At 56.7% G+C, this 27,000-nt stretch carries 26 protein-coding genes; 14 read left to right on the top strand and 12 right to left on the bottom strand.

Annotation, left to right across the window (positions count from 1 at the left end; genetic code table 11):
• Positions 1 to 120 precede the first annotated feature (120 nt).
• Together PMI30_RS14815 and PMI30_RS14820 are read left to right on the top strand one after the other, a co-directional pair.
• A complete protein-coding gene (locus PMI30_RS14815) occupies positions 121 to 540 on the top strand; it encodes a very short patch repair endonuclease (protein ID WP_008009919.1) in 420 nt (139 codons plus the stop codon).
• A gap of 390 nt (positions 541 to 930) precedes the next feature.
• On the top strand, positions 931 to 1,440 hold the full coding sequence (locus PMI30_RS14820) for a BRO-N domain-containing protein (RefSeq protein WP_008009917.1): 510 nt from the start codon (positions 931 to 933) through the stop codon (positions 1,438 to 1,440).
• Positions 1,441 to 1,637: 197 nt separating this feature from the next.
• On the opposite strand, the gene PMI30_RS14825 is transcribed toward PMI30_RS14820, so the two are convergent.
• On the bottom strand, positions 1,638 to 3,416 hold the full coding sequence (locus PMI30_RS14825) for a hypothetical protein (protein ID WP_008009915.1): 1,779 nt from the start codon (positions 3,414 to 3,416) through the stop codon (positions 1,638 to 1,640).
• A 191-nt stretch (positions 3,417 to 3,607) separates the two neighbouring features.
• On the opposite strand from PMI30_RS14825, the gene PMI30_RS14830 reads away from it, so the two are divergent.
• The gene (locus PMI30_RS14830) at positions 3,608 to 4,597 is read left to right on the top strand and encodes a hypothetical protein (protein ID WP_008009913.1); all 990 of its coding nucleotides are present in this window, start codon (positions 3,608 to 3,610) and stop codon (positions 4,595 to 4,597) included.
• A gap of 61 nt (positions 4,598 to 4,658) precedes the next feature.
• Here the strand turns inward: PMI30_RS14830 and PMI30_RS14835 are convergent, their stop codons facing one another.
• From PMI30_RS14835 to PMI30_RS14850, 4 genes are all read right to left on the bottom strand, one after another.
• Entirely contained in the window at positions 4,659 to 4,892 is a 234-nt protein-coding gene (locus PMI30_RS14835) for a hypothetical protein (RefSeq protein ID WP_032835467.1), read from the bottom strand.
• 198 nt (positions 4,893 to 5,090) lie between these two features.
• Entirely contained in the window at positions 5,091 to 6,278 is a 1,188-nt protein-coding gene (locus PMI30_RS14840) for a hypothetical protein (protein WP_008009907.1), read from the bottom strand.
• 115 nt (positions 6,279 to 6,393) lie between these two features.
• Positions 6,394 to 6,762, bottom strand: coding sequence for a hypothetical protein (locus PMI30_RS14845; RefSeq protein ID WP_007898793.1), 369 nt, complete (start codon positions 6,760 to 6,762; stop codon positions 6,394 to 6,396).
• Between the two features lie 71 nt (positions 6,763 to 6,833).
• A complete protein-coding gene (locus tag PMI30_RS14850; RefSeq protein WP_008009905.1) occupies positions 6,834 to 7,652 on the bottom strand; it encodes a sulfite exporter TauE/SafE family protein in 819 nt (272 codons plus the stop codon).
• Positions 7,653 to 7,923: 271 nt separating this feature from the next.
• Between PMI30_RS14850 and PMI30_RS14855 the strand changes: the two genes are divergently transcribed.
• Entirely contained in the window at positions 7,924 to 8,691 is a 768-nt protein-coding gene (locus tag PMI30_RS14855; RefSeq protein WP_008009904.1) for an AraC family transcriptional regulator, read from the top strand.
• Positions 8,692 to 8,821: 130 nt separating this feature from the next.
• Here the strand turns inward: PMI30_RS14855 and bglX are convergent, their stop codons facing one another.
• Positions 8,822 to 11,050 (bottom strand): beta-glucosidase BglX, encoded by a 2,229-nt coding sequence (bglX, locus tag PMI30_RS14860; protein WP_443216303.1) that lies wholly within the window; start codon positions 11,048 to 11,050, stop codon positions 8,822 to 8,824.
• 338 nt (positions 11,051 to 11,388) lie between these two features.
• Here bglX and PMI30_RS14865 point away from each other — a divergent pair, with 338 nt between their 5' ends.
• On the top strand, positions 11,389 to 11,706 hold the full coding sequence (locus PMI30_RS14865) for a helix-turn-helix domain-containing protein (protein WP_007898784.1): 318 nt from the start codon (positions 11,389 to 11,391) through the stop codon (positions 11,704 to 11,706).
• 51 nt (positions 11,707 to 11,757) lie between these two features.
• Positions 11,758 to 12,024 (top strand): helix-turn-helix domain-containing protein, encoded by a 267-nt coding sequence (locus tag PMI30_RS14870; RefSeq protein WP_008009899.1) that lies wholly within the window; start codon positions 11,758 to 11,760, stop codon positions 12,022 to 12,024.
• Positions 12,025 to 12,056: 32 nt separating this feature from the next.
• Here the strand turns inward: PMI30_RS14870 and PMI30_RS14875 are convergent, their stop codons facing one another.
• Entirely contained in the window at positions 12,057 to 13,568 is a 1,512-nt protein-coding gene (locus tag PMI30_RS14875; RefSeq protein WP_008009898.1) for an amidase family protein, read from the bottom strand.
• A gap of 113 nt (positions 13,569 to 13,681) precedes the next feature.
• A complete protein-coding gene (locus PMI30_RS14880) occupies positions 13,682 to 14,758 on the bottom strand; it encodes an MBL fold metallo-hydrolase (protein WP_008009895.1) in 1,077 nt (358 codons plus the stop codon).
• 215 nt (positions 14,759 to 14,973) lie between these two features.
• Here PMI30_RS14880 and PMI30_RS14885 point away from each other — a divergent pair, with 215 nt between their 5' ends.
• Together PMI30_RS14885 and PMI30_RS14890 are read left to right on the top strand one after the other, a co-directional pair.
• On the top strand, positions 14,974 to 15,582 hold the full coding sequence (locus tag PMI30_RS14885) for a TetR/AcrR family transcriptional regulator (RefSeq protein ID WP_008009893.1): 609 nt from the start codon (positions 14,974 to 14,976) through the stop codon (positions 15,580 to 15,582).
• A 141-nt stretch (positions 15,583 to 15,723) separates the two neighbouring features.
• Entirely contained in the window at positions 15,724 to 16,269 is a 546-nt protein-coding gene (locus PMI30_RS14890; RefSeq protein ID WP_008009891.1) for a DUF1003 domain-containing protein, read from the top strand.
• Between the two features lie 6 nt (positions 16,270 to 16,275).
• Here PMI30_RS14890 and PMI30_RS14895 read toward each other — a convergent pair whose 3' ends face one another.
• The gene (locus PMI30_RS14895; protein ID WP_008009890.1) at positions 16,276 to 17,217 is read right to left on the bottom strand and encodes a LysR family transcriptional regulator; all 942 of its coding nucleotides are present in this window, start codon (positions 17,215 to 17,217) and stop codon (positions 16,276 to 16,278) included.
• Positions 17,218 to 17,232: 15 nt separating this feature from the next.
• On the opposite strand from PMI30_RS14895, the gene PMI30_RS14900 reads away from it, so the two are divergent.
• Positions 17,233 to 17,949 (top strand): CTP synthase C-terminal region-related (seleno)protein, encoded by a 717-nt coding sequence (locus PMI30_RS14900; RefSeq protein ID WP_008009888.1) that lies wholly within the window; start codon positions 17,233 to 17,235, stop codon positions 17,947 to 17,949.
• A 144-nt stretch (positions 17,950 to 18,093) separates the two neighbouring features.
• On the opposite strand, the gene PMI30_RS14905 is transcribed toward PMI30_RS14900, so the two are convergent.
• Complete coding sequence (locus tag PMI30_RS14905) at positions 18,094 to 18,420, bottom strand: DUF2025 family protein (RefSeq protein WP_008009886.1); 327 nt, start codon at positions 18,418 to 18,420, stop codon at positions 18,094 to 18,096.
• Between the two features lie 235 nt (positions 18,421 to 18,655).
• On the opposite strand from PMI30_RS14905, the gene PMI30_RS14910 reads away from it, so the two are divergent.
• The 3 genes from PMI30_RS14910 (at position 18,656) to PMI30_RS14920 (ending at position 21,632) form a co-directional block, all read left to right on the top strand.
• Entirely contained in the window at positions 18,656 to 19,783 is a 1,128-nt protein-coding gene (locus PMI30_RS14910; protein WP_008009884.1) for a glycerophosphodiester phosphodiesterase, read from the top strand.
• A gap of 204 nt (positions 19,784 to 19,987) precedes the next feature.
• Complete coding sequence (locus PMI30_RS14915) at positions 19,988 to 20,293, top strand: PepSY domain-containing protein (protein WP_008009882.1); 306 nt, start codon at positions 19,988 to 19,990, stop codon at positions 20,291 to 20,293.
• A gap of 160 nt (positions 20,294 to 20,453) precedes the next feature.
• Positions 20,454 to 21,632: a GAF domain-containing sensor histidine kinase gene (locus PMI30_RS14920; protein WP_008009879.1), complete on the top strand. Its 1,179-nt coding sequence runs from the start codon at positions 20,454 to 20,456 to the stop codon at positions 21,630 to 21,632.
• On the opposite strand, the gene PMI30_RS14925 is transcribed toward PMI30_RS14920, so the two are convergent.
• A complete protein-coding gene (locus PMI30_RS14925; RefSeq protein ID WP_008009878.1) occupies positions 21,629 to 22,066 on the bottom strand; it encodes a hypothetical protein in 438 nt (145 codons plus the stop codon). The genes PMI30_RS14920 and PMI30_RS14925 overlap by 4 nt on opposite strands.
• Positions 22,067 to 22,176: 110 nt before the next feature.
• Positions 22,177 to 23,802, bottom strand: a complete 1,626-nt coding sequence (locus PMI30_RS14930; RefSeq protein WP_008009877.1) for a methyl-accepting chemotaxis protein — start codon at positions 23,800 to 23,802, stop codon at positions 22,177 to 22,179.
• Between the two features lie 275 nt (positions 23,803 to 24,077).
• On the opposite strand from PMI30_RS14930, the gene PMI30_RS14935 reads away from it, so the two are divergent.
• Together PMI30_RS14935 and PMI30_RS14940 are read left to right on the top strand one after the other, a co-directional pair.
• Positions 24,078 to 25,100, top strand: a complete 1,023-nt coding sequence (locus tag PMI30_RS14935; protein WP_007898751.1) for a transporter — start codon at positions 24,078 to 24,080, stop codon at positions 25,098 to 25,100.
• A 279-nt stretch (positions 25,101 to 25,379) separates the two neighbouring features.
• Positions 25,380 to 26,996, top strand: a complete 1,617-nt coding sequence (locus PMI30_RS14940) for an inorganic phosphate transporter (RefSeq protein ID WP_008009876.1) — start codon at positions 25,380 to 25,382, stop codon at positions 26,994 to 26,996.
• Positions 26,997 to 27,000: the final 4 nt, after the last annotated feature.

Below are 27,000 nucleotides of genomic sequence, written 5' to 3'. Positions count from 1 at the left end.
GCACAGTGATCTCGTTCGCGATGGACAGTGGTGCGAGCGAGTTTCGGCAGAGAAAAAGCTAAAATCGAGTGAAGCAGTATCCAAAAAAGTCGAGTTGATTGACAAGCCAGGACGCATGCGTTGAGTGCAGACATAGTTTCCCCAGAACACCGCTCCAAGATTATGTCGATGATCAAGGGCAAAAACACGAAGCCTGAAATGCTCGTGAGATCGGTGTGTCATGAGTTGGGGCTTCGCTACCGTTTGCATAGGAAGGATCTGCCGGGCAAACCTGACTTGGTTTTCCCGAAACACCGGTTGTGCATGTTCGTCCACGGCTGCTTTTGGCATCGACATCCAGACTGCAAGTTTGCATACACGCCCAAGAGCAGGCTCGATTTCTGGCTGCCAAAACTGGCGAAGAACGCCGAGCGGGACCTTAATGTACAGCACGCGCTACTCGCGGAAGGATGGAATGTAGTAATCATTTGGGAATGCCACACCAAAAACAGAGAACTCCTACGCAATGAAATCCAGAAAACATTCGGCTTGAGTGATTAAGCCCTACACCTTCTCGACGGAAAAATGATGAATAATTTTGAAGGGTTGACCGCCAGGTATTGACCCTCTAGGCTCTTACTTCGGCGCCTAAGAAACGCCTAAACCAGAGCGGCCCTCCGCACCCGACAGTCATGCGGCTTTTTTTCGTCTGCGGTTCCTCTACGCCTGCGAGAAAATCCCCGTTATGTCGGGAGTGGGCGAATACAAGACCCGAAAGGGGAATATGTCCGGCCCGTCTCTGGTGGGTTTCTTAGCTCCCGACACCCATAACGAATGCCCTAAGAAAGCAGCCAGAGGTAAAGGAAATGCCTAAGTACGCAACCTTCACGCTGAAGGTGAATCGCCGTAGCCGCAGATCGTGTCCCGCGCTTCCGATTCGGGAGGCACATCATGTCTGAGCCATTTTTACCGACTCGGTTTACCCGCAACAAAACTCACCTCCACGCGCTTCTGGTGGAGAATCAAGCTTGGCTCTGCGCCCATGAACTGGGTCGTTTGATGGGCAAATATCTTGATGGGCGCATGTTGAGCAAACTCGACGCCGATCAGCGGCAGATGATGTGCGTACAAACCTACGGCGAAGCCAAAGAACGCTTGATGGTAAGTGAGTCCGGTGTGTATGCGCTTCTCGTCTATCATTACTGCCCCGAATACCGACAGCTTCGCGAGTGGCTAACGCATCAGGTTGTGCCTGCGTTGCGTGATGCCCGCCCGTTGCGTTCGGTCGAACGTCCGACGTTGAGCGTTCTGAATTGGCCGCAGATGTCGCTCAGCATGTTGCACTGGCAGGATGAGCAGTGGATTCGATTGCGGGATATGCCTTGCTTGCTGACGCACGATCCATTCAATCGGCGGGAATCCTGGTGGCGTAGGGCTTCACGATTGCTAAGTGGATTCTAATTGTTTCTAAATCCGCTGTTTGAGTTTTCAAGCAGCTGATTTTTCAATGAATCAGAATGCTGGGCTGCTTCGCTGCCCAGCATGAGCAAGTTCCTTAGCCACAGTTAGATGTTTTGCATACCAAGTCGGTGTAAGAATTGAGAACGAGTGATACCGCCGCGCGAATACCCCTGACAAAGAAAATCATAATAATTAAATTAGTATCCACGCCAGACATCTTCAAAACTTATTTCTACAGAAGAAAATTTCGAAGTATAGGGTATGGCGACAGATGGGTAGATTACTTCAACCTCCTCTTTAATACGAGAGTGAAGCTCACTAAAAACATTACAAGCCGGCCCAACCTCAGTTCTCAACCTCACAAATTGTGGCCAAGTCGCTACCGCAACACGACTATCTCTCATTTTAAATCCGTAAGCACCAGTACGCGCGACCGACTGAGAAATCGCAAACAAGTAAATCCCTGTAATACCTTGCCCCCCTTTCAGTTTCAATCGCAAACTTTTAGCAACCCCTTCGCTCCCAAATCGATCTATCCAGCTCGAAACTTTATGCCCCCATCCTTCCAACTCCTTAGCAAGATTACTAGTTTTGCTTCTTAGACTTTTAACATCATTCGTAAAGTAATCCTGCCATTTCAATTGAAACAAAGCCAATTCCCCGGTCACTGAATCAAATATAGCTCCGTCAACATCAGTCAAAAACACACCATCGATTCGTAAATTTACATTCCCCTTGACAAGCTCATACCTATTACCGCCAAAAATATAGTAAAGATTTGACCTCTGCCAATTTTCGCGATACTTAGCCAAAGAATTCTCAACTCTAGAGTTTCGCCATTGAAACAACTTTATTAGCGATGCAAAAGGGTTACTGTTAACACACCAAACAGGCATTATTATCTGCTCATTCCCCAACCCAATAAGCAGAGGTGAAAAAGGTGTTGTGTTACCTTTAAGACAGCCAATATCCTCAGGAAAAAACGTAATACCATCGACCACTCTAGCCACAACATTCCCGTCAAGCCGGGACAAAATCTCAACGGTTTCTATCAGCTCACTCCTTGACTTCCATATAGTTAAACTTTGCTCCAGTAATATTTCCGGATATTTTTCTACTGAAATCCCCAGAAAACTTAAGTGCTTCAAATGCAAACTGAGGACAGCCGCAACAACAACACTTAACTCGTATCCAGCCCCAATATCTAGTTTAACAGCAGGATGTATTCCAGCCTCATCGCGCCACGCTATAACCATTTCTAATGCAACAGAAAAAAAATGAGCGTCTGTTTCCGGAATCGCATCATAGGCCATCATCACTCCAAAACCAGAGTCCCAGGGTCTCACTAGTGGAGACATTAACTCCCTTATATTCTCTGATCGCATTGCCTTCAACTCAGGCATAACGACCTTGCCATGGAATGCCCCAAGTTCTTTCGGCAGAATATCAACATCAGGAAACTCCGTGAGATTCCATCCATTATAGAACCCACCGAGCTTCCCCTCCAAACTCAAATTAAGCTCATTAAGAAATTCATACTCTAGATTATCTACAACTTGCGCATCAGATACACCCACCCTTCTAAACACATATCTTCCATCAACAACCTCTCCTTCTAACATTCCCGAACCCAACATATCAGCTACACGCCGAAGGAGCACACACCTTCCAAATTTGTGCAAGACCGCCAAGGCATCCGCCCTTGTTTTACTAGTACTTTCAAACATCGGAAAACCGGGCCTGGACAGCTTTGAGAAATAATATTCAGCTGCTAAATTCCACCCCCACCCAATCATTGTAAAAATCGGTCCAGGCAATTGCGCCTCTTTAGACAAACCTGAATTATAAGTAGACCAATATCCTAAAACACGTGTCATCTCAAAAAAAAATAGATGCTTCGCTAAAGGATCTAGAGGAGTAACACTAAGAACCTCAGCAAGCTCCTTACCAGCAATATCCAATACAAACTCTTTCATTCACCCCCCCTCAAAATAAAAAACCACCACCGACCAGACCTTAACTAACGAAAATACAGCCCCCCCGAACAAAATAAATCAGATAGATTACTCACCAAAACAAGTTAATACCTCAATTGATATACACCCCCTCGTAAAAGGCTTCTGCAGAAGGTATAACAGATTTCCCAATTTTTGGACCCGGGCCCGCCATGAAATTCGACCTCGCCTACTGCCTCAGCCTCGACGACAAGCTGTCGATCTATGACGTGCGCGATTTGAATTTCGACGAGACGATGGAGTTCGATTCCGCCAAGGAGCATTTCCAGTGCCCCAACGATGCTTGCCGTTCGGCGTTTGATGCGGCCAACGTGTTGGGGACGTTCAACGCCAAGAATGTGAATTACATGCGCACGCCGCACTTCAAGAACATTCCCAGCACGCGGCATGTCGAGGGTTGTCCTTATGTCAGTCTGAGGACGCCGGCGTCAGGCCTGGAGATGGACGGTGCGGAATCGGATGACAGTCGCGAGGAGCATTTTCCGTCGGAGTTGCTGCTGACTCGGCGTGAGTATGTGCGTAAGCCTGCGAGCCCGGCGGTGGCGGCGGATGTCATGCGGGATGACCCAAAACCAGCTTCAGCGGCCAGTAACGTCGAGCATCCGAGCCGGGAGTCGGCGCCGGACAAGACCAGTGTCTTCGCCCACCCGGTGGAGTGTTTTGTGTCGAACTTCGAGGACAAGGAGCTGCTCAAGCGCATGCCGCTGAAGATTGGCGAGCACTCGGCGCCTTATGGGTCGTTCTTCAAGAAGATCGAGTATCTGCAGGACAACAAGGGGCTGATTTACTGGGGCAAGATCAAGGAGATCAAGGATTACACACAGAGCTTTCGCATCGATTTCGAGCAGAAGGTCTGGTTCAAGCAACCGGACGAGGCGAAGAAGAAGCCTTACTCGGTGAACGTTTATTTGAGCAAGAAGCTGATCGACAACTACCGCAAGCGCAAGGCGTTTCTGGAAGAGATCAAGCACGCGGTCGACAGTGACGCCGAGTTGTATTGCTTCTTCTATGGCGTGACGCCGGAGTTGAAGCAGGTGCCGAGCAAGAAAAACCCCGAACAGACGTTCGGGGTGTTCAGTGCCAATATTGAGAACCTGGATCACTTCATCATTCGTGAAGCGCCGGGGTTGGCGGGTAAGTAATCGGGGTCACAGCGTTATTGCTGTGGCTGATATTGCGTGGGGACGGCGGCCATCGTGTCGTTCAAACACGTGCTCTGCGCAGATGACGCCGATACAAAACACCCCCCATAACAATCGAAAGCATCCCAACCCCCGCATTACCCAAAAGCCAAATTGCAAAGTTCCGACGTTGGTCCGCTTCACTGTCGTAGAACGGCCCAAAGTAGTCAGACACTGCCACGAATAACAAATTAAATGCCCCAACGGCCAAGGCAACCATAAGGATGACGAACAATGCCCCTTTAACAATTTTCATATGACCTTCCAAAACCATATTTCCTTCGACTCGTGGTAGTCGGAGAAACTGCCCTCAATGGAAAATATGATCGCCACTGCGATTGCCGATGGTCTCGCTTCCGCGGCGCCAGAGGTCTTTGAAGAAAATGATGCCTTGCTGCCCTTCAAGATCATCCTCGAAGTCCTTCGGCTTTATCTTTTGGCGGCGGGCCAGGGATTAGTCCTGAGGCAGTTCGAGTTTGACCGCGCCAGGATGTTGCTTGACCACGGCGTACGGCAGCACTGACCAGCCCGGATCATCGCAATTGCGTTGCACGCGGGCGAAGTACGGGCCCAGGTACAGACCTTTCGCGGTGAAGTGCCAGTTGGAATAACCCCAAACGCTTTCGTCGGTGTAGTCGCAACTGTCCTCGTCCACCGGCTTCTGCATATCGTCGGGGTACAGCGCGGTGAATTGCTTGATCAGCCACGGTACGAACACTTCGCGATGATAGGTGAATCGCGTGTTCCCCTCTTCCTCGGTCAAGGATGTATCGCCCGCGCTGTCGCGATCGGCGTGCAGCAGTGGCTTGCCGTTGCCCACCCACAACACGTCGTCCAGCGACAGGCTATGACCGGTGTGAACGTCGAGGTTGATCGGTGAATCGCCAAAATCCGGGTGAGCGCCGCCGCAGCTGTAGCTGGTGGCGATGCTTAGGCTGACCACATCGGGCGATAGGAATTTGGGGGTGACACCTTGGTCGAACTCGGCATATTGCCCACCTTGCAGCAAACAGCCGTGATAGCTGATGACTTCGCTCCAGAGCCGCTCCAACAATTGCTGATTGATCCGCTGTTGGTCGGCTTTGGGGTAGCCGGACTCAACGCTGAACATGGAGAGACTGGACTCGGGCTGCGTCCACCATTGCAGGTCGTAACCCATGAAGGACTCTTTCTTGCCCGGTTTGAGCTTCAAGCCTTGCAGGCGAAGATATTCGTAGGGGTCGCTTTTCGGCAGCGCGGCGATGAAGGGCAAGGCGTCTGCCGCCGGTGTTGGGAGCGTGGCCTCGGTCAACTGCATTTGAAGGACTTTGCCCTTGTGGCTTTTCCATTCGCCTTGCCAGCCGTTGGCCGTTTCTTGCAGCTTCAGGGTTGGCTGGGGTTTGTCTTCGCCGTAGCGGTTGTTGCCTTCGGTTAGCGTCAGGGTCTCTTCTTGCAGTGAGCCGCTCAGCTCCAGGTCGCGATGGTACTTTTCATAGAAGTAGCGGCCGGTGACTTCGTCCGGCTGGTTGGTGTTGAGTTCCAGCACGATCGGCATCTTGCCCAGGGTGCCGGTGAAGACGCGATTGTAGCCTTCGGCATCGGCTGTCGAACAGAACGCGAGTAATAACGTGGCGCAGGGGGCGAAGCGCAATCCTTTGAACATCAAATCATCCTTGAAAGAAGTGAGCGTCTGCTCACGAAATATTGCCGCGAATTATGGTGAATCAACGTCCGAGAATCCGCGGCTTAAGAAGGTGCTGGCCGCTTGCAGTTGAAGATCAGTCCTGTCTCACGATCTCGTCAACCCATTCAAGCTCATAGGGTTGGCGAACAACCTCCGAGATGTAGTTCAGCGCACCTTCGCTGAGAACTGATAATTCGGCGTCGGTCAGCAAGTCGTGCATGACCATCAACCACAAGCCTCTGAGCGCACTGGAACGGGATTGACTGTTATGGTCAAAGGCCTGGGCCATGTCCTTGTTCCGATCCTGGATCAGGCCGTAAAGCATCCCATAGCGAGCATGTGCCGAAAGAGCACCATGTTGTGCAATCGTCTTGGCATCGGCAAGAACACCTTGGCAGAATCGATCGAGCGCAATCTTGCGCAGTTCCTTGAATTTCTTCCAGTCGCTTTCGAGGATCGGCATGACATTCTCCTGCGTGAAATCTTGAACAGTGCGAAGGCCTATTCTTGCGAATTAGCCGACTGATTCCAACCTCACTTGGCGCACATACTGAGCATCACCAAAACCAACAGACCAATATATACCCGCGCATGCACCCGATCCGGTATCCGCCCGATCCACGGCGTGGCCAGCCGAATCCCCACCAACGCCCCAAGCGTCAACACCGCAAATGCCAGCAAATCCACATAACCGACAAACCACACCCCAAGATCAAACTCGGTAACCCCCGCCATTGCCATGTAAGTCAGCGTCCCAGCCAGCGCAACCGGCAGACTCAACGGATTGGCCATGGACGTCGCCTTGGACATGCTCAGCCCACAACGCCGCAGCAGCGGCACGGTCATGACGCTGCCGCCTACGCCGAGAAACGTGGCGATGGTGCCGATGCCTACACCGCCGCCCGACACTTCTGCCCTGCCCAATCGCCGTGGGATTACGGTGTCGGACTGTGTGAGAAAACCGCGTCGGAACAGGCAATCCAGAATCGTCACGCCGAGGTAGGCGATGAACGCAAAACGGATCAGCTCACCACTTGCCCACATCGCTGCAACAGCTCCGACGATGGCACCCAGGCCGATGAACCCGCCCAACGGCCACACGTAATGGCGAATGAGATTACCGGCGCGGTGGTGTTTTGCGGTGGCGATCAGGGCGTTGACGATCATTACGCAGGTCGAGGTGGCTACGGCGATGTGCATCGCCGATTGGCTGATGGGGTCGTCGGCGCCGTGGCTGGCCGTGAGCATGCGATACAGCAAGGGCACGACGACGAATCCGCCGCCGAAGCCGAACAGCACGGCGGTGACACCGGTCATGCAGCCGAAGAGTGCCAGCAAGAGGTAGAAGAACATCGCGCATCGTCCGTTGGTTGAGAGTGGCCGACGATAGAGCGATGGGACTTGGCCTATCGCCGGTAAGTTAAGTAAGAGCAATCCATTGTGGGAGCGGGCTTGCTCGCGAAAGCGGTGTGTCAGGCGACATTAATGTTGGCTGTGCCGCCGTCTTCGCGAGCAAGCCCGCTCCCACATGGAGTGCTCTTAACTTATTGGTATTCGGGCTTGGCCTGCCTCAGCAAGTCAGCCAATAATGTTTGCGTTTACGCCAACCGCTGGATACCGCTTGATGCGCAATGTTTCGATTGATCTGTTGGACGCTACGCCACGGCTGGTGGTGGCCATCGGCACGGATTACCCCGACGGTCATCTATTGCCGCGCCATACCCATCGGCGGGCGCAGTTGTTGTACGGCGCCACCGGGGTGATGCAGGTGAGTACGCACGACGGCAATTGGGTGGTGCCGCCGCAGCGGGCGGTGTGGATTCCGCCGGGGGTGGCGCATGAGGTGTTGATGCTGGGGGTGAGCACTCGCAGCTTGTACATCGAACCGGGGGCGGTTGATTTGGGCAATCGCTGTCAGGTGATCAGTGTTTCGCCGTTGATGCGGCATTTGCTGATGGAGGCGGTGGAGGTTGCGCTGGAGTACGACGAAGCCGGGCGCGATGGTGCGTTGATCGACTTGCTGCTGCACGAGTTGGCCCGTAGTGCTCACTTGCCGTTACACATTCCGCTACCCCTGGATTCGCGGCTGCTTGGGTTGTGTCAGATGTTTCTCCAGCATCCGAACGCTCATCAATCGCCGCAACAATGGGCTGATCAGTTGCACATCAGTTTGCGTACTTTCAATCGCCTGTTTCGCCAACAGACCGGGTTGAGTTTCAGCCAATGGCGGCAGCGGGCCTGTGTGGTACTGGCTTTGGCGCGGCTGGCGGTGGGCACGCCAGTGACGCGGATTGCCCTGGATTTTGGCTATGACAGCCCGGCGGCGTTCTCGACGATGTTTCGTCGCGTGCTGGGGCAGGCACCTTCCGTTTGGTTGGAGGGGGCGAAATAGCGAGCTCGCGGCAAGCGCAGAACCTGTAGGAGCGAGGCTTGCCCGCGAAGAACGATGACGCGTAATACCTGAGAAACCGCGGTGCATTCTTCGCGGGCAAGCCTCGCTCCTACAGGTTCTGCGCTTGGTCTTAACCACTGCCTTGTTCTGACAGCAGCTCAAAACTCTGCTCCTTCACATCCTGGGAATCCAGGCCGATTTGCACCCGGAATTCGCCCGGCTCGGCGGCGTATTCCAACTGGGAGTTGAAGAATTTCAAATCGTTCTCATCAATGCTGAAGTGGACTGCTTTTTCCTCTCCGGCCTTGAGCATGATTTTTTGAAAGTTCTTCAGTTCTTTGACCGGTCGGCTGACAGATCCAACGACATCGCGGATATACAGCTGAACCACTGTTTCGCCGTCGCGCTGGCCGATGTTCTTGACCATGACGCTGGCGACGAGGTTGTCGGTCTTGCTCAGTGTGGTCGAAGACAACGCCATGTCGCTCAGGCTGAAATCGGTATAACTCAGTCCATAGCCGAAGGGATAAAGCGGCCCATAGGATTGATCGAAATATTGAGACGTGTAGTTACGAAGCGCACCCACTATGTAGGGGCGACCGGTGTTCAAGTGGCTGTAGTAATTGGGGATCTGTCCCACGGAGCGTGGAAAGGTGATGGGTAACTTGCCGGACGGGTTGTAGTCGCCGAACAACACATCGGCAATGGCGTTGCCGCCTTCGGAGCCGCTGTACCAGGTTTCCAGAATCGCATCGGCCTGTTTCTGCTCCTTGCCGATGGACAGTGGCCGGCCGTTCATCAAGACCAGTACCAGCGGCTTGCCGGTGGCTTTCAGGGCAGTGATCAATTCACTCTGCCTCCCAGGCAGATCGAGGCTGGTTCGACTGGCCGCCTCATGAGACATACTGCGTGGCTCGCCCACCACTGCAATCACGACATCGGCTTGCTGTGCAGCCTTGACCGCTTCGTCAATCATTTCTGCTGCCGGACGAGGGTCGTTCGCGATTTCGGACACGCCCTGGTATTCCAGGTATTTAACGACCTCCTGATCCTCCTCGAGATTGGCGCCTCGGGCATAGATCAGCGAGCCCTGGTTCATCGCGTTTTTCAGGCCATCGTAGATCGTCACCGATTGCGCGGCCACGCCGCTTGCGGACCAACTGCCCATGATGTCGACGGTACTTTTTGCCAACGGGCCTATAAGTGCGATCGTGCCCTCTTTTTTTAGCGGCAAGAGCCCGTTTTCATTCTTCAGCAGCACCAATGTCTTGCGTGCCACCTCTCGGGCCTGCGCTCTGTGCAGACGGTTTTCGGCGTTGTTATCGGCCGGGTCTTCACTGGCAATGCCGATGCGTCGGTAAGGGTCTTCGAACAGCCCCATGTCGTACTTGGCACCCAGCACTTCCCGCACCGCGTTATCAATATTGCTCTGGGAAATAGCACCCGACTCAAGCAGCCCCGATAGCTCCGGACCATAGGAGAAGTCGTTCATGCTCATATCAACGCCAGCCCTGATCGCGAGCCTGGCCGCTTCGCGGTGATTCTTCGCGACACCATGCTGAACCAGATCGTTTATCCCGTTATGGTCGCTGATGACCAGCCCCTTGAAGCCCCATGCTTTGCGCAGCAGGTCTTGCATCAACCATGCATTGGAAGCGGCTGGCACGCCATTTATCGAGTTAAGCGCCACCATCATCGCCCCCGCGCCACCTTCAATCGCCGAACGATAAGGCGGCAGGTAATCCTGGTACATCCTGGCCAGGCCCATGTCGACGCTGTTGTAGTCGCGTCCACCTTCGACAGCCCCATACAATGCAAAGTGTTTGGCGCTGGCCATGATGCTGTCGGGTGCATTCGGGCTTGCGCCCTGATAGGCCTGAACCATCGCCTTGGCAATGCGCGAAACCAGATAGGTGTCTTCGCCGAAGCCTTCGGAGGTGCGCCCCCAGCGAGGATCCCGAGCGATATCTATCATCGGGGCGAAGGTCAGATCGATACCGTCCGCACTGGCTTCTTTCGCCGCTGTTCGACCGCTCAACTCGATAGCGCCAATATCCCAACTGGAAGCCAATGCCAGGCCAATGGGGAAAATGGTTCGATGGCCGTGTATCACGTCCCAGCCGAAAAACATCGGTATTTTCAGGCGGCTTTGTTGAGCCGCGTCTTGCATGGGTCGGTTCACGTAGCGGCTCACAGAGCCGTACGTCCCACCGATTCGCCCGGCGGCGATCTCTTCGCGTATTTTTTCGGGCGTCATCTTTTCATCAATAGCGATCAGCCGCAGTTGGCCGATTTTTTCCTCCAGGGTCATTTGATTTATCAGGTTGCTGACAAAGGCCTCTTTGCTCAACGATGCCATATCAGCCACGACGGGCAGACTTGTAAAACCAATCAGGGCACATAGCAGACGTAGTCTTTTCATGATTCCCTTCCCCGCATAACGCTGTGACGCACTGCGTCATAAACGCCACCTTTCCTTGTGTTGAAAATCAGAAAGCTGACGTTCAATCATTGCCGCTGCGGGAGCTGAAAGCCGTGAGCGTTCAGGATCCCGCATAGAAACAGCGTAGTCGCTCCCAGGCTCCTGCCGGAGCGAAAAATAGAATCGATCAAAAAAATGAGTTTGATCCGCGCTCAAAACAACTGTACAAAAACACAGTACATTTTGAATCAGCACTCTCGAGCCCGGAGAACACCATGGCCACTCTTGCGATGAAAATCACCCTGGAACGTATCGCCCTCTTCCAGTTCACCCCCGCCCACTGCGCCCAGGCCCGAGCGATGCTGGGCTGGAGTGTTGAAGAGCTGTCCGAGGAATCCGGGGTTTCGGTTGACGCCATTCAGCGCTTCGAAGCGGAACGTGATGTGCTGGATGTCACCCGGCTGGCGTTGGCGTATCGGTTTGAGTCGCAAGGTCTGGTGTTCTTCCCGGGGTTTGCACCGGGCAGAGGGATGAATGTGAAAGGGTCGACGCCGGATCCGGTGGGGCGGGCGGATTATGCGATGGTTGAGTGAGTGAAGTTATCGATTGAAGGGTTGCGCGGATCACACAAATGGAATCAGGAAATGATTGAAATAGAAGAAAGCAGCGGGAACGTCTATGACGATCTCGGAATGGATAACGCAATCGATATGAGCGCCAAATCAGAACTTGCCACGAAAATGAATGAAGTCATCAAGGCTCGTCGCCTGACTCACGTTCAGGCGTCTGAAATTATGGGTCTGTCGCAAGCCACTATTTCTGGGATATTGCGTGGAGACTTCCGCGACGTCGGTGAAGCCAGGATGAAGGAATGTCTTTCCCTGCTTGAGCATGACATACCGGACCAGTGACACCGCAAACTCACTGGCCCGGTTACATCCCTTTACTGCTGTTTAAACGCCGGATTCTGGCGCGCTAACGAAGCCTGTTCATAGCTATAAGCCAACGCCAGCAGTTTAGGTTCACTCCAGCGCGGCCCGTAAAAGAACACGGAGGTGGGCAGATTTTCATCATTCATGCCCGACGGGAGTGTGATCGCTGGGTAGCCCGCCGTTGCGGCAAAGAATTGCGAGTAGCCATCGGCATCGGCGACCAAGGCGTCCAGATTGTGCTCGGTCAGTTGCTCATCGATTGCGCCCTTGAAGTCGGCCATGAACGCCGTGAACAGTTCAGTCGCCTGCGCGCGGGTCATGTCCAGTTCGTTGATCTCTTTAAGCATCTGCTGACCGTAGCCTTCAGCGCCCGGATTGAGATCGTTGAAGTCGATCAACGCTTGAAGCGTTTTGATCGGCAGCCCGGGGCGGCTGGCGAGGTACTCGGGCAGTTCATGTTTCATGCCCGCCATGAGTGCGTTGAAGTAACCGTCAATGTCCGGCAGCCGGACTTTTAATGGCACCAGAGTAGCGCCTTGTTCTTGCAGCGTGGTCAGGGCCTTCTGGAATTGAACATCGGGATGAAGCACGGTGCCGTTCGGCCCCGTGTACTCGATCGGGTAACCGATTCGTTTGCCGTTCAATGCGTCCGTAGCGAGCAATGCGGTGTAATCGATACCCACCGGTGTGTCGCCGGTTGCGGCGTCCGAGGCATCGATACCCTGCAGGGCGTTGAACATGAGCGCAGCGTCACGGACGGTGCGCGTCATGGTGCCGGGAGTGTCTTGCAGGCGTGTGATCGGAATGATGCCGGAGCGGCTGAACAGCCCCAGTGTCGGTTTCACACCCACCACGCCGTTGGCCGAGGCCGGGCAAGTGATCGAGCCATTGGTTTCGGTGGCAATGGCCAGCGGTGCAAACCCGGCGGCTACGCCTGCGGCCGAACCGGAACTGGAGCCACACATTTCGGCGCCCAACACGTGGGGATTTTTCCCTTGGCCACCTCGGCCACTCCAGCCATGGGGCAAGCCCATTTCCCGAACGTATGCCCATTCGCTCATGTTGGTTTTGCCGAGAATGACCGCGCCGGCGTCACGCAGTTGCTTGACGACAAACGCATCGCTTGCCGCGGGTTGACCGACCATGGCCAGTGAACCCGCGCTCGTTTGCATCCTGTCTGCGGTGTCGACGTTGTCTTTAAGCAGAACCGGAATGCCGTGAAGCGGACCACGAACCTTTCCGTCCGCACGTTCCTTGTCCAACGCCGTCGCAATCTCGATGGCCTGAGGATTGAGCTCCATGATCGCGTTGATCGCCGGCCCTTGTTTATCCAGTGTTTCGATACGCGCCTGCAGGTATTTCACCAGCGCTACGGAAGTGAGCTCGTGACGCTCCATCCGTGCAGTGAGTTCGTTGACGCTCGCGTATTCGAGCGCGGAGTTATCCGCGTAAGCGGAACCTGCGACCGACAGCAGCAGGGTCTGCGCCAATACCGTCATGCGGTTTTTGAAAATGCCTTTCATGTAACACGTCCTTGTTATGGCTAATCACGAGTGAGTCATTTCACTCGTCGAACAGCCTACCGAAGCCGTAGGAAACGACTGTCAGCAACAAGGAGCTAGGGCTGTACGAAAGTTCATCCAGACTTGTAGCCGCTACAAGCCATGCGCCCTTCTTCCTTCATCTCATTTTCCAGATCCAGCCACCAGGTACGACCACGCTGCGGATACTTCACATTGAACGCTTCGCCCATCTGCGGCGTGGTGATTGACACGTTCCGCTCCCAGGCCAACGCCAAAATGCGGTCGAAGGGTTCGTACCAGGAGTGCATCGACAGGTCGAAGGTGCCGTTGTGGATTGGCAGCAACCAGCGCCCTTTAAGGTCTATGTGCGCTTGCAGGGTTTGCTCGGGCTGCATGTGAACATGCGGCCACTCGACGTTGTAGGCACCGGTTTCCATGAGTGTGAGGTCGAATGGACCGTACTGTTCGCCGATGCGTTTGAAGCCGTCGAAGTAGCCGCTGTCGCCGCTGAAGAAGATCCTCGTGTCGCCGTCGATCATCACCCACGACGCCCAAAGGGTGCTGTTGCCGTCGAACAGGCCACGACCGGAAAAGTGCTGCGAAGGTGTCGCGACGAATTGAAGGCCATCGACCTCGGTACTCTGCCACCAATCCAGTTGGCGCACTTTGCTGGCATCGATACCCCATTTGATCAGGGTGTCGCCCACACCCAGCGGTGTGAGGAAGTATCGGGTCTTGTCCGCAAGCTTGAGGACGGCCTGATAATCGAGGTGGTCATAGTGATCGTGGGACAGGATCACCGCTTCAATCGGCGGCAGGTCTTCGAGGCTGATCGGTGGCTGGTGGAAACGCTTCGGGCCGGCCCATTGCACCGGAGAGGCGCGCTCGGCGAAGACCGGGTCGGTGATCCAGAATTTGTCCCGCAGCTTCAGCAGAACCGTGGAATGGCCGAGGCGATAGACGCTGTGGTTGGGCGCGGCGATCAACGCAGCCTGGGTCAGGGTTTGCACCGGGACCGGGGCGGATGGCCGGGTGTCGCGCGGTTTGTGGAAGATGAAGTTCCACAGGATGCGCACGGTTTTGCGAAATCCTTCGCGTTTTACGGGCGCATGATTTCGGTACTGCCCCTGAGCCTGTCGTGAAGCTTGAGGCGTTGAGGCGTTATCCGCTGGAGAAGTTGAAGTGGCCATGACTGAATGACTCCAGAAAAACCGCACGATTGACGGTTTTCCGTTTGGGACGATAAATGGCCAAGGCATGCACGCATCAGCCGGAGATTCTATTTTTCGCTGCGCAGGATTAACGAAACATTACACTGCACAGTGTAGTTTCAAGGTTGCATCAAAGCTGATCACAAGTAAACTACCAAGTGTAGTTCCCCATTTCTTCCTGCTTAAGCGTATTTATGACAGCTCCACAGCGCCTCACCGACCGAAAACGCGAAGCCATCATCCAGGCGGCGATTGCCGAATTCCGTGCCAACGGTTTCGACATCACCAGCATGGACAAGATCGCCGCCACCGCTGGCGTGTCGAAGCGCACGGTGTACAACCACTTCCCGAGCAAGGAAGAGTTGTTCGCCGAAATCCTTAATCAATTATGGACGCGGGCGACGGCCGAACAGGAAATGTCCTACCACCCTGACCTGCCCCTTCGCGATCAGTTGCGCCTGATGTTGCAGGCGAAACTGCAGATGCTGGCCGATGACAATTTCCTCGATCTGGCACGGGTGGCGATTGCCGCCACCATCCATTCTCCCGAGCGTGCGCAAAACATGGTCGCCCGGATGGGAGCGCGCGAAGAAAGCCTGACCGTGTGGATTCGCGCAGCCCAGGCCGATGGCCTATTGAAACCGGTCGCACCTGACTTCGCCGCGCAACAGATCCATGGATTGCTCAAGTCCTTTGCGTTCTGGCCGCAGATATCCATGGGCCAGCCAGGCTTGTCACCCGAGATGCAGCACACCGTCGTGGAATCGGCGCTAGACATGTTCCTGGCCTGTTATGAGCTCTGAATCGAGCTGCAAAAAATGACAATGTCCGCGGTTTTATCGCTGACCGATCGCTCTGAATAGAAACACCGAAATGTGTTTCAGAATGAAACTGGCGCCGGGGCTATAGTGAGCTTCAGTCCCAGCGGCCATGCAGAGAGCACCATGAGCACCCCGACCCGCGAAATCGAAACCGAACCCACTGGCCCCGTCGATCACCTGCGCTTCCATCGCCCTCACGCTCATCTGGCACCTACTTTCGGTACCGACCGTTTTGCCCTGCGCGCCGAGGCCTTTGCGCGATTCTTCGGCACGCCGACTTTTCTCGGCGCCCAGACCCTGATTGTGGTGGTCTGGATTTGCCTGAACTTGTCCGGCGTGACCGATTTCGATGTGTACCCGTTCATCCTGCTCAACCTGGCGTTCAGCCTGCAAGCGGCCTATGCCGCACCGCTGATTCTGCTGGCCCAGACGCGTCAGGCGGCGCGGGACAAGGCCCAGTCAGACGCCGATGCGCGACATCGTGAAGCCTTGGCCGTGGCCAACAGCGAACGTCAGGCCCAGGCCGCGCGAAACACCGCGCAACTGATGGAGCTGCTGGAGCAAAACACCCGACTCACCGAAATCACCAAGACCCTGACCGAGCGCATCGAAAGCCTGACGTCGGAAATGCATCAACACTTCGTAGGCAAAGAGCCGCCGAAGGCGTGATCCGACTCAAGGCAACTTCAGCGCACGCCCCAACTCATCAAACAACGTCACCACCGAGCGCAAAGCACGGCAGTCTGGGCGTGTGAGCAACCACAGCGCGGTGTCGTAACCGTGCAAGGGATCGGTCAACGGTTGCAGTCCATCACCGATGAGGAAGTCCGGCAACGCCGCGACACCCAGCCCGGCCCGTACCAACTCGGTCACCGATAACATGCTGTTGCAGCGATAACCCGGTGTCACGCCAGGCAATTGTTGACGACGCCAGGCGACGGTGGGGTGATCGGGCAGGAAGTCGTCCGGAGCGATCCAGGTCAATGAGGCCAGGTCGTGGGAATCAACCGATTGCAGATAGGCCGCGCTGGCACAGACCCGGTAGGAAATATCCGCCAGCCGCCGGCCAACCAAATGCTCGGGCGGTGTGCGGGTCAGCCGCAAGGCGATGTCGGCATCGCGACGGCTGAGGTTGGCAAAGTCGTTGGAGGTGCAGAGTTCAATGGTCAGCGCCGGGTAAGACGGCATGAACTGCGCCAGAGCCGGCAACAACAAACTTTGCAGGACTGAATCGGTGCAGGTCAGGCGCACAGTGCCGCTGATGACTTCACCGCCCTGCTCCACGCCAATGCGCGCCGCCTCCAGCGCTTGTTCGGCGCGCTCAGCCTGCTCGGCCAGGGTCTGCGCCAGCGTGGTCGGCAGGTAACCGGCGCGGCTCTTTTCAAACAGTTGCTGACCCAACGCGGCTTCCAGTCGGCGGACGGCGCGAAACACCGTCGAGACATCGACTTTCAACAACGCCGATGCCCGGGCCAGAGAGCCACCGCGCACCAGGGCGAGGATCAGGGACAGGTCCGGGTAGTCCAGTCGATAGTGCGCTGATGCATTGATCACTTGGGATAACGCCAATATTGATTGCGTGAACGCCAATCTATAGTGGGTGCCAGGAATCAACAAGCGTCGAGATCACTCATGGAAACCAGCGCCATCCGCATCGCCCTGATCGGCGATCATGACCCACAGGTCACCGCCCACCAAGCCATCCCCGTCGCCCTCGGCATGGCCGCCGAACACTCAGGCCAAGACATACAGTTTCAATGGTTGGCCACCGACGGCATCAACGCCGATACGCCACTGGATGGCTTCGATGGTTTCTGGTGCGTGCCCGCCAGCCCTTATCGCGACATGGACGGCGCGTTACGGGCGATCCGTTTTGCCCGCGAGCAGCAGCGACCTTTCCTCGGCACTTGCGGCGGTTTTCAGCATGCGGTACTCGAATTTGCCCGCAACGTTCTGGGCTGGAGCGATGCCGAACACGGCGAGACCTCGCCCGATGCGACGCGGGCGTTACTCACGCCGCTGACCTGTTCGCTGGTGGAAGCCGTCGACAGCATTCATTTGGTTGAAGGCTCGTTGATCGCCAAGGCGTACGAAAACGCTGAAATTCGCGAGGGATATCGCTGCCGTTATGGTGTGAATCCTGAGTTTGAACGGGAGCTACTGAAACAACAGTTGCACGCGGTGGGCCACGATTCGACCGGAGGGCTGCGGGCGGTGGAGCTAAAAGATCATCCGTTCTTTGTCGCAACGCTGTTCCAACCGGAACGCGCCGCGCTCAAGGGCATTCTGCCGCCGTTGGTCCGAGCGTTGATCGAGGCCTGTGCGCGGGCGTATGCGTTCAAGCAATAAATGATGCGGTGTTCTGGAGGCCGTCTTCGCGAGCAAGCCCGCTCCCACATTTGATCTCGGGCGTTCACGGATTTTGTGTACGCATAAGATCCACTGTGGGAGCGGGCTTGCTCGCGAAGAGGCCCGAACAGACACCACAAAACATCAACCCCGCACCAAACTCCTCACCGCCGAAATCTGCGGCACTTCCCGCCGATTCATATACACCCGCAACGGCTCGGTGATGTTGATCCGGTCGTCGATGTTCTGGTCCAGCAGCAACTGGATCAGTTCACGCTTGAGCGTCATGGTCTGCCCGGGGCCAGGAGCCCAGACGAATTCACAGGTGGGGATGATGCCGTCATCAGCCACGTCCATGCCGAACGAGTCTTCGCTGAAGCGCACGATGTACTGGCCGGTCTTGCGATTGAGGCCGACGAAGCCTTTGAGTTGGTCGGCGGCCTGGCAAATGAGCTGGGAAGTGATGCGCATGATAAACCTCACAAAAGGTCGCAAAGGACCGGTGATCGATGGTTTACACGCAGGGCAAGCGAACGGGTTTCCCTCTGCCGGGGAAATTACCGGGGCCAAGAGTACTGCAAAGAACCGCACAAAAGCGCTGAAAAAACTCCTTTAAACACGTTTATGTCGGTCTGGCGATAGCGCAAGCGGCGCTCAGTTGTTAAAAGATACGTCTTTGAAAACCCATCGCAAAAGGACTTCGACCATGCCTGTCACCTTCACCAAGAGCGCCCTGCTGCTGAGCCTGATGCTCGGCCTCGGCCAGGCACAGGCCGCCAACGAGCCAAGCCCCACGGCATTGGCGACCCGTCTGGGCATTCCGCACCCGGCGGTGATCGCTCACCGTGGCGCGTCTTTCGATGCACCGGAATCCACCGCGGCAGCCTACAAACTGGCTCGCGACCTGGGTGCCGACTACCTGGAAATGGACCTGCAACGCAGCAAGGACGGCGTGTTGTTCGCCCTGCACGACAACAACCTGCAACGCACCACCGACGTCGCCAGCAAATTCCCTGAACGCAAGGACAGCCTGGCCAACGAATTCACCATCGCCGAACTCAAAACCCTGGATGCCGGCAGCTGGTTCAACAGCGCTTACCCGGATCGTGCGCGTCCGAGCTACGCAGGTCTGAAGATCCTGACCCTGGATGAAATCATCGACATCGCCCAAGGCAATCCGCTGCATAAGCCGGGCCTGTACATCGAAACCAAAGAGCCGAAGCAGTTTCCCGGCATCGAGCGCGACCTCAAGGAGAAACTCCAGGATCGCGGCTGGTTGAGCCCGGTCGGTTCGAAACTGGCGAAGAGCGAACTGGCGGTCGGCCAGGGTAAAGGCAAGGTGGTGCTGCAAACCTTCGAGAAGAGCAGCCTCGAACTGCTCGAGAAGGAAATGCCGCAAGTGCCGAAAATCCTGCTGCTGTGGGTCGGTGAAGGCAGCATCGAACCGAAATCCAAAGTGACGTTCGCCGAGTCCGGTGACAAGGACAAAGCGACCTACTACGCCAAGCAGGAACCGAAAGACAAAGCCGAGTTCCAGCAATGGGTCGAGTACGCCAAGGCTCAGGGCGCAATCGGCACCGGCCCTTCGGCCGCACTGACCAAGGGTGGCGATCAGAGCTATTCGGACCTGGTGCAACCGTGGATGAACCAGTACACCCACGATCAGGGCTTGTTGGTGCACGTCTACACCATCGACGATGCGGTGGATTATCAGAAGGTGGCGAATGCCGGCGTCGACGGCATCTTCACCAACCGCGCCAGCGAACTGCTGAAGTTCTATAAGCGTCCGGCGGCGGCGAGCGTTGCGCAGTTGTTGCAGAACAACGGGTATTGATTCGAGACCGTGGCGCCTGCATCGCAGGCAAGCCACGCTCCCACAAGTTACATGGCGACCACAATATCGTGGCGTACAAAAAACCTGTAGGAGCGAGGCTTGCCCGCGAAGCTCTAAAACAGACGCCACAGGTAATTAAGGGTGAATTAAGTTGCGCTGGTTAACCTGACGCCACTTAAACAGCTCATCCAAGGAAAGAACTTCATGAAAACCTTAACTGCCCTGTTCACCGCTGCTGCCCTGACCCTCACCGCTGGCCTGGCCCAGGCAGACGTTCGCGTCGACCAGATCCCTGAGTTGGTCAAGAGTGGCAAGATCAAACCCCTGGAAGAACTGAACCAGGCCGCCCTGAAGTTGCACCCGGGTGCCACGATTACCGACACCGACCTCGATAACCACTTCAACGGCTACGAATATGAAGTTGAACTGCGTATGGCTGACGGCACCGAGTGGGACGTGGACTTCGATGCCACTACCGGCAAGGTTCTGAGCAACAAACAAGACACATGATTCAACTGCAAGAAAAGCCGCACGACTTTCGGGTCGTGCGGCTTTTTTGCGTTCGGCGTCTGGCCGTTGACTGAGGCGACGAACGAAGCCGCGACAATTCGCGCAAGCCCGCTAGAATCCCTCAAAACCATTTGGCATGTTGAAGCAGAGAACCAAGGATATGGGGCAAACAGCGGCAGCAGACATCGCCACAATCAACCGGATCAGCGCGGTGCCGGCGATTCTTCAGGTGATCAGTGAGTTGACCGGTTTGCGCTTCGTAGCGGTGGCCCGTGTTACCGAAGAGGCCTGGACTGCCTGCGCGGTGCTTGATCGACTGAATTTCGGTTTGCAGGTTGGCGATGAGCTGGACCTGGTGTCCACCCTGTGCAACGAAATTCGCCAGGGCCACCACTCGGTGGTGATCGACAAGGCCAGTGAAGATCCGCTCTACCGCGATCACCACACGCCTCAGACCTATCAATTCGAAAGCTACATTGCCGTCCCGATTTTGCGCACCGACGGACGCTTTTTCGGCACCATTTGTGCCCTTGATCCCAATCCGGCGCCGCTCAAGTCCAGCACGATCCAGAGCACCATGGAGTCGTTCGCCCGGATGCTCGCGCTACAGATCGAGGCCGAAGAAAACCTGCAACGAACCGAAACGGCACTGATCAAGGAACGCCAAACCGCCGAAATGCGTGAACAATTCATCGCCGTGCTCGGCCATGACCTGCGCAACCCCTTGTTTTCCATCAGCGCCGGCGCCGAAATGCTCCTGCGCAAAGTCTGCGACCCGGCGAATGAGCAACGGGCCCGGCACATCCTCACCAGCGCTCGACGGGCGACCAAACTGGTGGACGATGTGCTGGACTTCGCGCGGGGTTCACTGGGCCGAGGCATCCCGGTGAACATTGAACCGTGCCCGGACTTGGCGGACGCATTGCGGCATGTGATTTCCGAGATCCAGAGCATTCACCCAAAACGCATCATTCAGTCGTCGATTGGCGACCTGAGCAACATCCATTGCGATCGCGAACGGGTCGCGCAATTGCTATCCAATCTGGTGGCGAACGCCGTTGTCCACGGAACTCCCGATGGCCCGGTCGAGGTCAGTGCGCAGGTCAAGGAAGGACACTTTGTGTTGAGCGTAAAAAACCAGGGGCTGATTGCCGAAGATGCGCTGCCGCATCTGTTCCTGCCCTACTCGAAACCAGCCGGCGGAACACCGCAGGTCGGCCTCGGGTTGGGGTTGTACATTGCCAGTCAGATTGCGCAGTCCCATGGCGGGAAACTGCAGGTGCTATCGACCGAGCAACAGGGCACGACGTTCACCTTCAGCTTGCCCTCACGGACTTAAGCGGTGGTGCTGACCACCGAGCCCGACGTACTGCCACCCTCGTCCTGCAACGCCTGCAACAACGCCGCCGACACCGTCTGCAATGAAGCTGAAGTGGCCGCAACCTGCGATTGAGCCGCCGCAACGTTCGCTGCCTTGGCTTCGGCGCTGTCCTGCCTGGCCTGGGCCGCTTGCAGTTGTTGCTGTTGTTCCTGCAATTGCTTTTGCAGCTCGGCGAGCTGCTTGCGCAACTCTTTCACCGTATCGGATTCCGTGCTGCTGGAGCTGCTGTCGCTCGACGCCGCCGGTGCACCGCCAGCGGAAACCTTGGTGGTGTCGCCGGACGCCTCAGTAGTTGTCGCGACTGAAGTGTCTTCGGTGCTGTCGTTGATCGCGACTTTGCTTGAAGAGGTCGACAGGGTCTGATTGATCGAAACGGAGCTGATGCTGACCATGGGATTTATCCAGTGTGGAGTTTGGTAAATCCGTCATCGACGAGCGCGGCGCGAACTTGAGAGTGACTGTGTACCGACTCGGTAACCGAACCGATACACAGCCCATTTCACTAGGCGCTCAACCGCGCCGTCACTTCATTCAATTGCCCCGACAAGCCATGCAGATTGTGGCTGGCCGCTTCGGTGCGCTGCACGTTGTCCAGGTTGGTACTGGCGATGCTGGTGATTTCGGTGAGGTTGCGCGAGATGTCTTCGGCCACTGACGTCTGTTCTTCGGCGGCGGTGGCGATCTGGCGGTTCATGTCGCGAATGGCTTCCACGGCATGGGTGATGCGCTCGAGCATGGCGCCGGCCTGGGTCACTTGCTCGACGCTTTCTTCGCTGCGCGACTGACCGCTTTCGATAGCCTGGGCCGCGTCCACTGCGCCGGTTTGCACGGTTTGAATGATCTGGTTGATCTCGATGATCGACGCCGCCGTGCGCTGGGCCAGGCTGCGCACCTCATCGGCGACCACCGCAAAACCACGCCCGGCTTCACCGGCGCGGGCCGCTTCGATTGCGGCGTTGAGCGCCAGCAGGTTGGTCTGTTCGGCGATGCCGCGAATCACTTCCAGCACTTTACCGATGCGCCCGCTGTCGGCTTCCAGACGACGGATGACCGTGGCCGTATTGGCGATTTCGCCGCGCATTTGGGTGATGGTATGAATGGTGCCCTGCATGACTTTTTCGCCCTGCTGGGCGGATTGGTCGGCGTCATCGGCCGCACGTGCCGCGTCGGCTGCGTGGCGCGCGACTTCTTGCGCGGTGGCGGACATTTCGTTCATCGCCGTGGCCACCTGATCGGTGCGGTTGAATTGCTCGTTGGTGCCGCTGGCCATGAGGCCGGCAATCGAGTTCAACTCGCCGCTGGCGCTGTCCAGGTCCGTCGCACTGCGCTGCAAACGGCTGAAGGTTTCGGCGAGGAAATCGCGCAAGGTGTTGGCGGCCTTGGCCAGGTTGCCCAACTCATCCTGACGGGTGCTGGCCACGCGCTCGGCGAAGCGCCCTTGGCTGAGTTGTGCCACATAGTCGATCAGTTTGCGGATCGGCTCCACCAGGTTGCGGTTGACCAGCCACAGACTCAACAAGCCAATCAGCAGACCCGACACCAGCATCACCACGAGCCCCAGCAACACCGTCTGATCGGCGCTGGCACTGATCAGCTTCGATTGCTCGATGCTCTGCTTGCGCAGTTCGCTGACCAGTTCATTCATCTGTTCGCTGGTGGCACGGTCCACGCCTTTGACCGCATTGTCGCCGGCCGCTGGGTCGGCACCGGCCGCCACGTAGGCATCACGGCCCTTCTGATAGGCCGCGCCTAATGCACGATGCTCTTCACGCAGGCGTTCGATGCGGGTCTTGAGTTGTGGCTCGATGCCCTTCTGCCCGGCCAGCTCACTCAGGATGCCCTGCACGTCGCGCTGACCGTCCTCGAACTGCTTCCAGTATTTGTCCAGGTTCGCAGGTTCCTTGCCGCGCAGCAGAACGTTCTTCCACTCCTGAACCTGCACCTTGAATTGCAGGTTGGCTTCATCGATCAATTGCGAGGTGTGCAACGGACCTTCAATCAGGTTCGCGTAGTTCTGAACGCCATTGGACAGGAAGTGAAAGCAAGCCAAAGCGATCAGCAACATCGCCAACAGGCTGCCGCTCAACAGGGCGAGGATTTGCGCTCTCAGGGATTTTTGCAAAAACATCGAGTGATATCTCATGACAGGGATAAGGCACGCCCAAGTGGCATGCAAGATGTCTGGACATCCCTGTCAGCGACGCTGGTTCACCACCAGAATCGAAAGATCTACATCAGCGTCATCGGCGTGCCAGAGCCTTTCTTGAGCGTTCTCCGACCACCGGTAGGAGGCGGATTTCCGGCGCCATTCAACTGTCACAAAACCTTCAAAATACGTTGCGATGATGGGGCACAAGTGAACCTGTGAAACCTGCGACAGGCGCCTCCTCACAGCGAGACCTCATGAACCACAGCATTGACCAACGCCATCGCGATTCCGACCTGTTCGGCCTGCTTTACGGTTTCAGTTTTCGCCCCGGCGAGCGCGGCCGGGAGATCGACTCGGCCAAGGCGCTGCACTGCCTGCAACAACCGGACGACAGTGATGAGTTTCTCTGGCTGCACCTGAACCTGGCCCATGCCGCCTGCGAGCGCTGGATGAAAAGCCATCTGGCATTGCCCGATGAGTTTTTCGAAGCGCTGCACGAAGGTTCTCGCTCGACGCGTATCGAACACGTCGATTCGGCGTTGCTGGCGGTGGTCAACGATGTGGTGTTCAACCTCAGCAGCATGGTCTCCTCGGATGTCTCAACGCTGTGGGTCTGCGCCCGCAGTCGGCTGATCATCAGCGCGCGGCTGCAACCGCTGCACTCGGTGGACAAGCTGCGCTCTTCGGTGAAGGCCGGTGAGTGCTTTCGCTCACCGCTGGAGTTGCTGGTGCATTTGTTGCGCGATCAGGGTGAAGTGCTGACGCAGATCGTGCGCAAGACCAGCCTCAGTGTCGATCAGATCGAAGATGAGTTGCTGTCTTCGCGCCTGTCGACCAACCGGGCTGAGCTGGGCGCCAACCGCCGAGTGCTGGTGCGCCTGCAACGCTTGCTGGCGCTGGAGCCGGGCTCGTTGCTGCGCTTACTCAATCGTCCACCGCAATGGTTGCAGAAGGAGGACGTCAAGGAGCTGCGCAAGTCCACCGAGGAGTTCGCGCTGATCATCAACGACCTCACGGCCCTCGGTGAACGGATCAAGCTGTTGCAGGAAGAAATCGCCGCCAACCTCAACGAACAGAGCAACCGCACGCTGTTCACCCTGACCGTGGTCACGGTGCTGGCGCTGCCGATCAACATCATCGCCGGCTTCTTCGGCATGAACGTCGGCGGCGTGCCGCTTTCCGGTGATCCGGAGGGGTTCTGGATCCTGGTGGCGCTGGTCGCGACGTTTACCCTGATTGCCGGGCGCTGGGCGTTTCGCAAGCGGCAGGATTATTGATCACGACCATCCCCACCATCCCCGTCCCCGTCCCCGTCCCCGTCCCCGTCCCCGTCCCCGTCCCCGTAGGAGCGAGGCTTGCCCGCGAAGGCGTCTTCACATTCAACGATGATTTTGACTGTTAGATCGCCTTCGCGGGCAAGCCTCGCTCCTACGGGGATTGTGTGATCGTCGGATCGCGGCCCCACAAAAAAACCAAACACTGACCCAGCGCAGCCTCTCTGTAATATTTAGCAACGATCATGACCAATACTCCTTCTCTGCTCAGGATTATCCGGCATGGCTACGCCTTCCTTCACCAGCGCTGCCCAGGCTCCCGCCAGCAGCGCCAAGCCGCAGCTCGATAAAAAACCCGGCCTGCTCACTATCGTGATGTTCTTTGCGGTGCTGGGCAGTGGGCTGTTATTCACCGCCTACAGCCTGATGCACGACATGAGCGAACTCGGCACGGTGGTCACCACCTGGACGCCGTTTCTGCTGTTGGGTGTCGCGCTGCTGATTGCCTTGGGCTTTGAGTTCGTCAACGGTTTTCACGACACCGCCAACGCCGTGGCGACGGTGATCTACACCAACTCCCTGCCGCCGAATTTCGCCGTGGCCTGGTCCGGGTTCTTCAACTTCCTGGGGGTCTTGCTGTCGAGCGGCGCGGTGGCGTTCGGCATCATCGCCCTGCTGCCCGTAGAGCTGATTCTGCAAGTCGGTTCCTCCGCCGGTTTCGCAATGATCTTCGCGCTGTTGATCGCCGCGATCCTGTGGAACCTCGGCACCTGGTGGCTGGGTTTGCCGGCGTCTTCGTCGCACACCCTGATCGGTTCGATCATTGGTGTCGGCGTGGCCAATGCCCTGATGCACGGCCGTGACGGCACCAGTGGCGTGGATTGGGCTCAGGCGACCAAAGTCGGTTACGCGTTGCTGCTGTCGCCACTGATCGGCTTCGCCTTTGCTGCGCTGTTGCTGTTGGCGTTGCGCGCCTTCGTCAAAAATCGCGCGCTGTACAAGGCGCCGAAGGGCGACACCCCGCCACCGTGGTGGATTCGCGGCATGTTGATTCTGACCTGCACCGGTGTGTCCTTCGCTCACGGTTCCAACGATGGCCAGAAAGGCATGGGCCTGATCATGCTGATCCTGGTCGGTACCCTGCCGATGGCGTATGCGCTGAACCGGACCATGCCAGCGGATCAGTCCCTGCAATTCGCCGCAGTGGCCGAAGTCACCCAGCAAGCATTGATGAAAAATTCGCCACTGCCGGCTCCCGCCGATCCACGCCCAGTGCTGACCGATTACATGCGCAGCAAGGAAGCCACGCCGCAATTGATCCCCGCCCTCGCCGCACTGGCGGGCCACATCGGTAACGAAGTGAAGGGGTATGGCTCGCTGTCGAAAGTCCCGGCCGAAGCGATGGGCAACGTGCGTAACGACATGTACCTGACCAGTGAAACCATTCGCCTGATGGACAAGAACAAGGTCGGCAACTTCGACGCCGACACCACCGGCAAGCTGCAATTGTTCAAGCAACAGATCGACAACGCCACGCGGTTCATTCCGCTGTGGGTAAAAATCGCGGTGGCCATCGCACTGGGGCTGGGCACCATGGTTGGCTGGAAACGCATAGTGGTGACGGTCGGCGAAAAAATCGGCAAGACGCACCTGACCTACGCCCAAGGCGCCTCGGCGGAAACCGTGGCGATGCTGACCATCGGCGCCGCCGACATGTTCGGCCTGCCGGTGTCGACCACCCATGTGTTGTCTTCAGGCGTGGCCGGGACCATGGTCGCCAACGGTGGTGGCCTGCAGATGAAGACCATCCGCAACCTGCTGATGGCCTGGGTGCTGACCTTGCCAGCGGCAATTGTGTTGTCGGGCAGTTTGTACTGGCTGTTCACCAAGCTGTTCTGACCAC

Origin of the sequence: Pseudomonas sp. GM50, assembly GCF_000282375.1 — a bacterium.
In the GTDB taxonomy this organism is placed as follows: domain Bacteria; phylum Pseudomonadota; class Gammaproteobacteria; order Pseudomonadales; family Pseudomonadaceae; genus Aquipseudomonas.
This window is presented reverse-complemented; position numbering and strand designations above follow the sequence as displayed.

Coding starts and splice junctions, on each gene's coding strand:
- PMI30_RS14820 (WP_008009917.1), top strand. CDS start 931: ATGTCTGAGCCATTTTTACCGACTCGGTTTACCCGCAACAAAACTCAC.
- PMI30_RS14825 (WP_008009915.1), bottom strand. CDS start 3,416: ATGAAAGAGTTTGTATTGGATATTGCTGGTAAGGAGCTTGCTGAGGTT.
- PMI30_RS14830 (WP_008009913.1), top strand. CDS start 3,608: ATGAAATTCGACCTCGCCTACTGCCTCAGCCTCGACGACAAGCTGTCG.
- PMI30_RS14835 (WP_032835467.1), bottom strand. CDS start 4,892: ATGAAAATTGTTAAAGGGGCATTGTTCGTCATCCTTATGGTTGCCTTG.
- PMI30_RS14840 (WP_008009907.1), bottom strand. CDS start 6,278: ATGTTCAAAGGATTGCGCTTCGCCCCCTGCGCCACGTTATTACTCGCG.
- PMI30_RS14845 (WP_007898793.1), bottom strand. CDS start 6,762: ATGCCGATCCTCGAAAGCGACTGGAAGAAATTCAAGGAACTGCGCAAG.
- PMI30_RS14850 (WP_008009905.1), bottom strand. CDS start 7,652: ATGTTCTTCTACCTCTTGCTGGCACTCTTCGGCTGCATGACCGGTGTC.
- PMI30_RS14855 (WP_008009904.1), top strand. CDS start 7,924: ATGCGCAATGTTTCGATTGATCTGTTGGACGCTACGCCACGGCTGGTG.
- bglX (WP_443216303.1), bottom strand. CDS start 11,050: ATGGCATCGTTGAGCAAAGAGGCCTTTGTCAGCAACCTGATAAATCAA.
- PMI30_RS14865 (WP_007898784.1), top strand. CDS start 11,389: ATGGCCACTCTTGCGATGAAAATCACCCTGGAACGTATCGCCCTCTTC.
- PMI30_RS14870 (WP_008009899.1), top strand. CDS start 11,758: ATGATTGAAATAGAAGAAAGCAGCGGGAACGTCTATGACGATCTCGGA.
- PMI30_RS14875 (WP_008009898.1), bottom strand. CDS start 13,568: ATGAAAGGCATTTTCAAAAACCGCATGACGGTATTGGCGCAGACCCTG.
- PMI30_RS14880 (WP_008009895.1), bottom strand. CDS start 14,758: ATGGCCACTTCAACTTCTCCAGCGGATAACGCCTCAACGCCTCAAGCT.
- PMI30_RS14885 (WP_008009893.1), top strand. CDS start 14,974: ATGACAGCTCCACAGCGCCTCACCGACCGAAAACGCGAAGCCATCATC.
- PMI30_RS14890 (WP_008009891.1), top strand. CDS start 15,724: ATGAGCACCCCGACCCGCGAAATCGAAACCGAACCCACTGGCCCCGTC.
- PMI30_RS14900 (WP_008009888.1), top strand. CDS start 17,233: ATGGAAACCAGCGCCATCCGCATCGCCCTGATCGGCGATCATGACCCA.
- PMI30_RS14905 (WP_008009886.1), bottom strand. CDS start 18,420: ATGCGCATCACTTCCCAGCTCATTTGCCAGGCCGCCGACCAACTCAAA.
- PMI30_RS14910 (WP_008009884.1), top strand. CDS start 18,656: ATGCCTGTCACCTTCACCAAGAGCGCCCTGCTGCTGAGCCTGATGCTC.
- PMI30_RS14915 (WP_008009882.1), top strand. CDS start 19,988: ATGAAAACCTTAACTGCCCTGTTCACCGCTGCTGCCCTGACCCTCACC.
- PMI30_RS14920 (WP_008009879.1), top strand. CDS start 20,454: ATGGGGCAAACAGCGGCAGCAGACATCGCCACAATCAACCGGATCAGC.
- PMI30_RS14925 (WP_008009878.1), bottom strand. CDS start 22,066: ATGGTCAGCATCAGCTCCGTTTCGATCAATCAGACCCTGTCGACCTCT.
- PMI30_RS14930 (WP_008009877.1), bottom strand. CDS start 23,802: ATGTTTTTGCAAAAATCCCTGAGAGCGCAAATCCTCGCCCTGTTGAGC.
- PMI30_RS14935 (WP_007898751.1), top strand. CDS start 24,078: ATGAACCACAGCATTGACCAACGCCATCGCGATTCCGACCTGTTCGGC.
- PMI30_RS14940 (WP_008009876.1), top strand. CDS start 25,380: ATGGCTACGCCTTCCTTCACCAGCGCTGCCCAGGCTCCCGCCAGCAGC.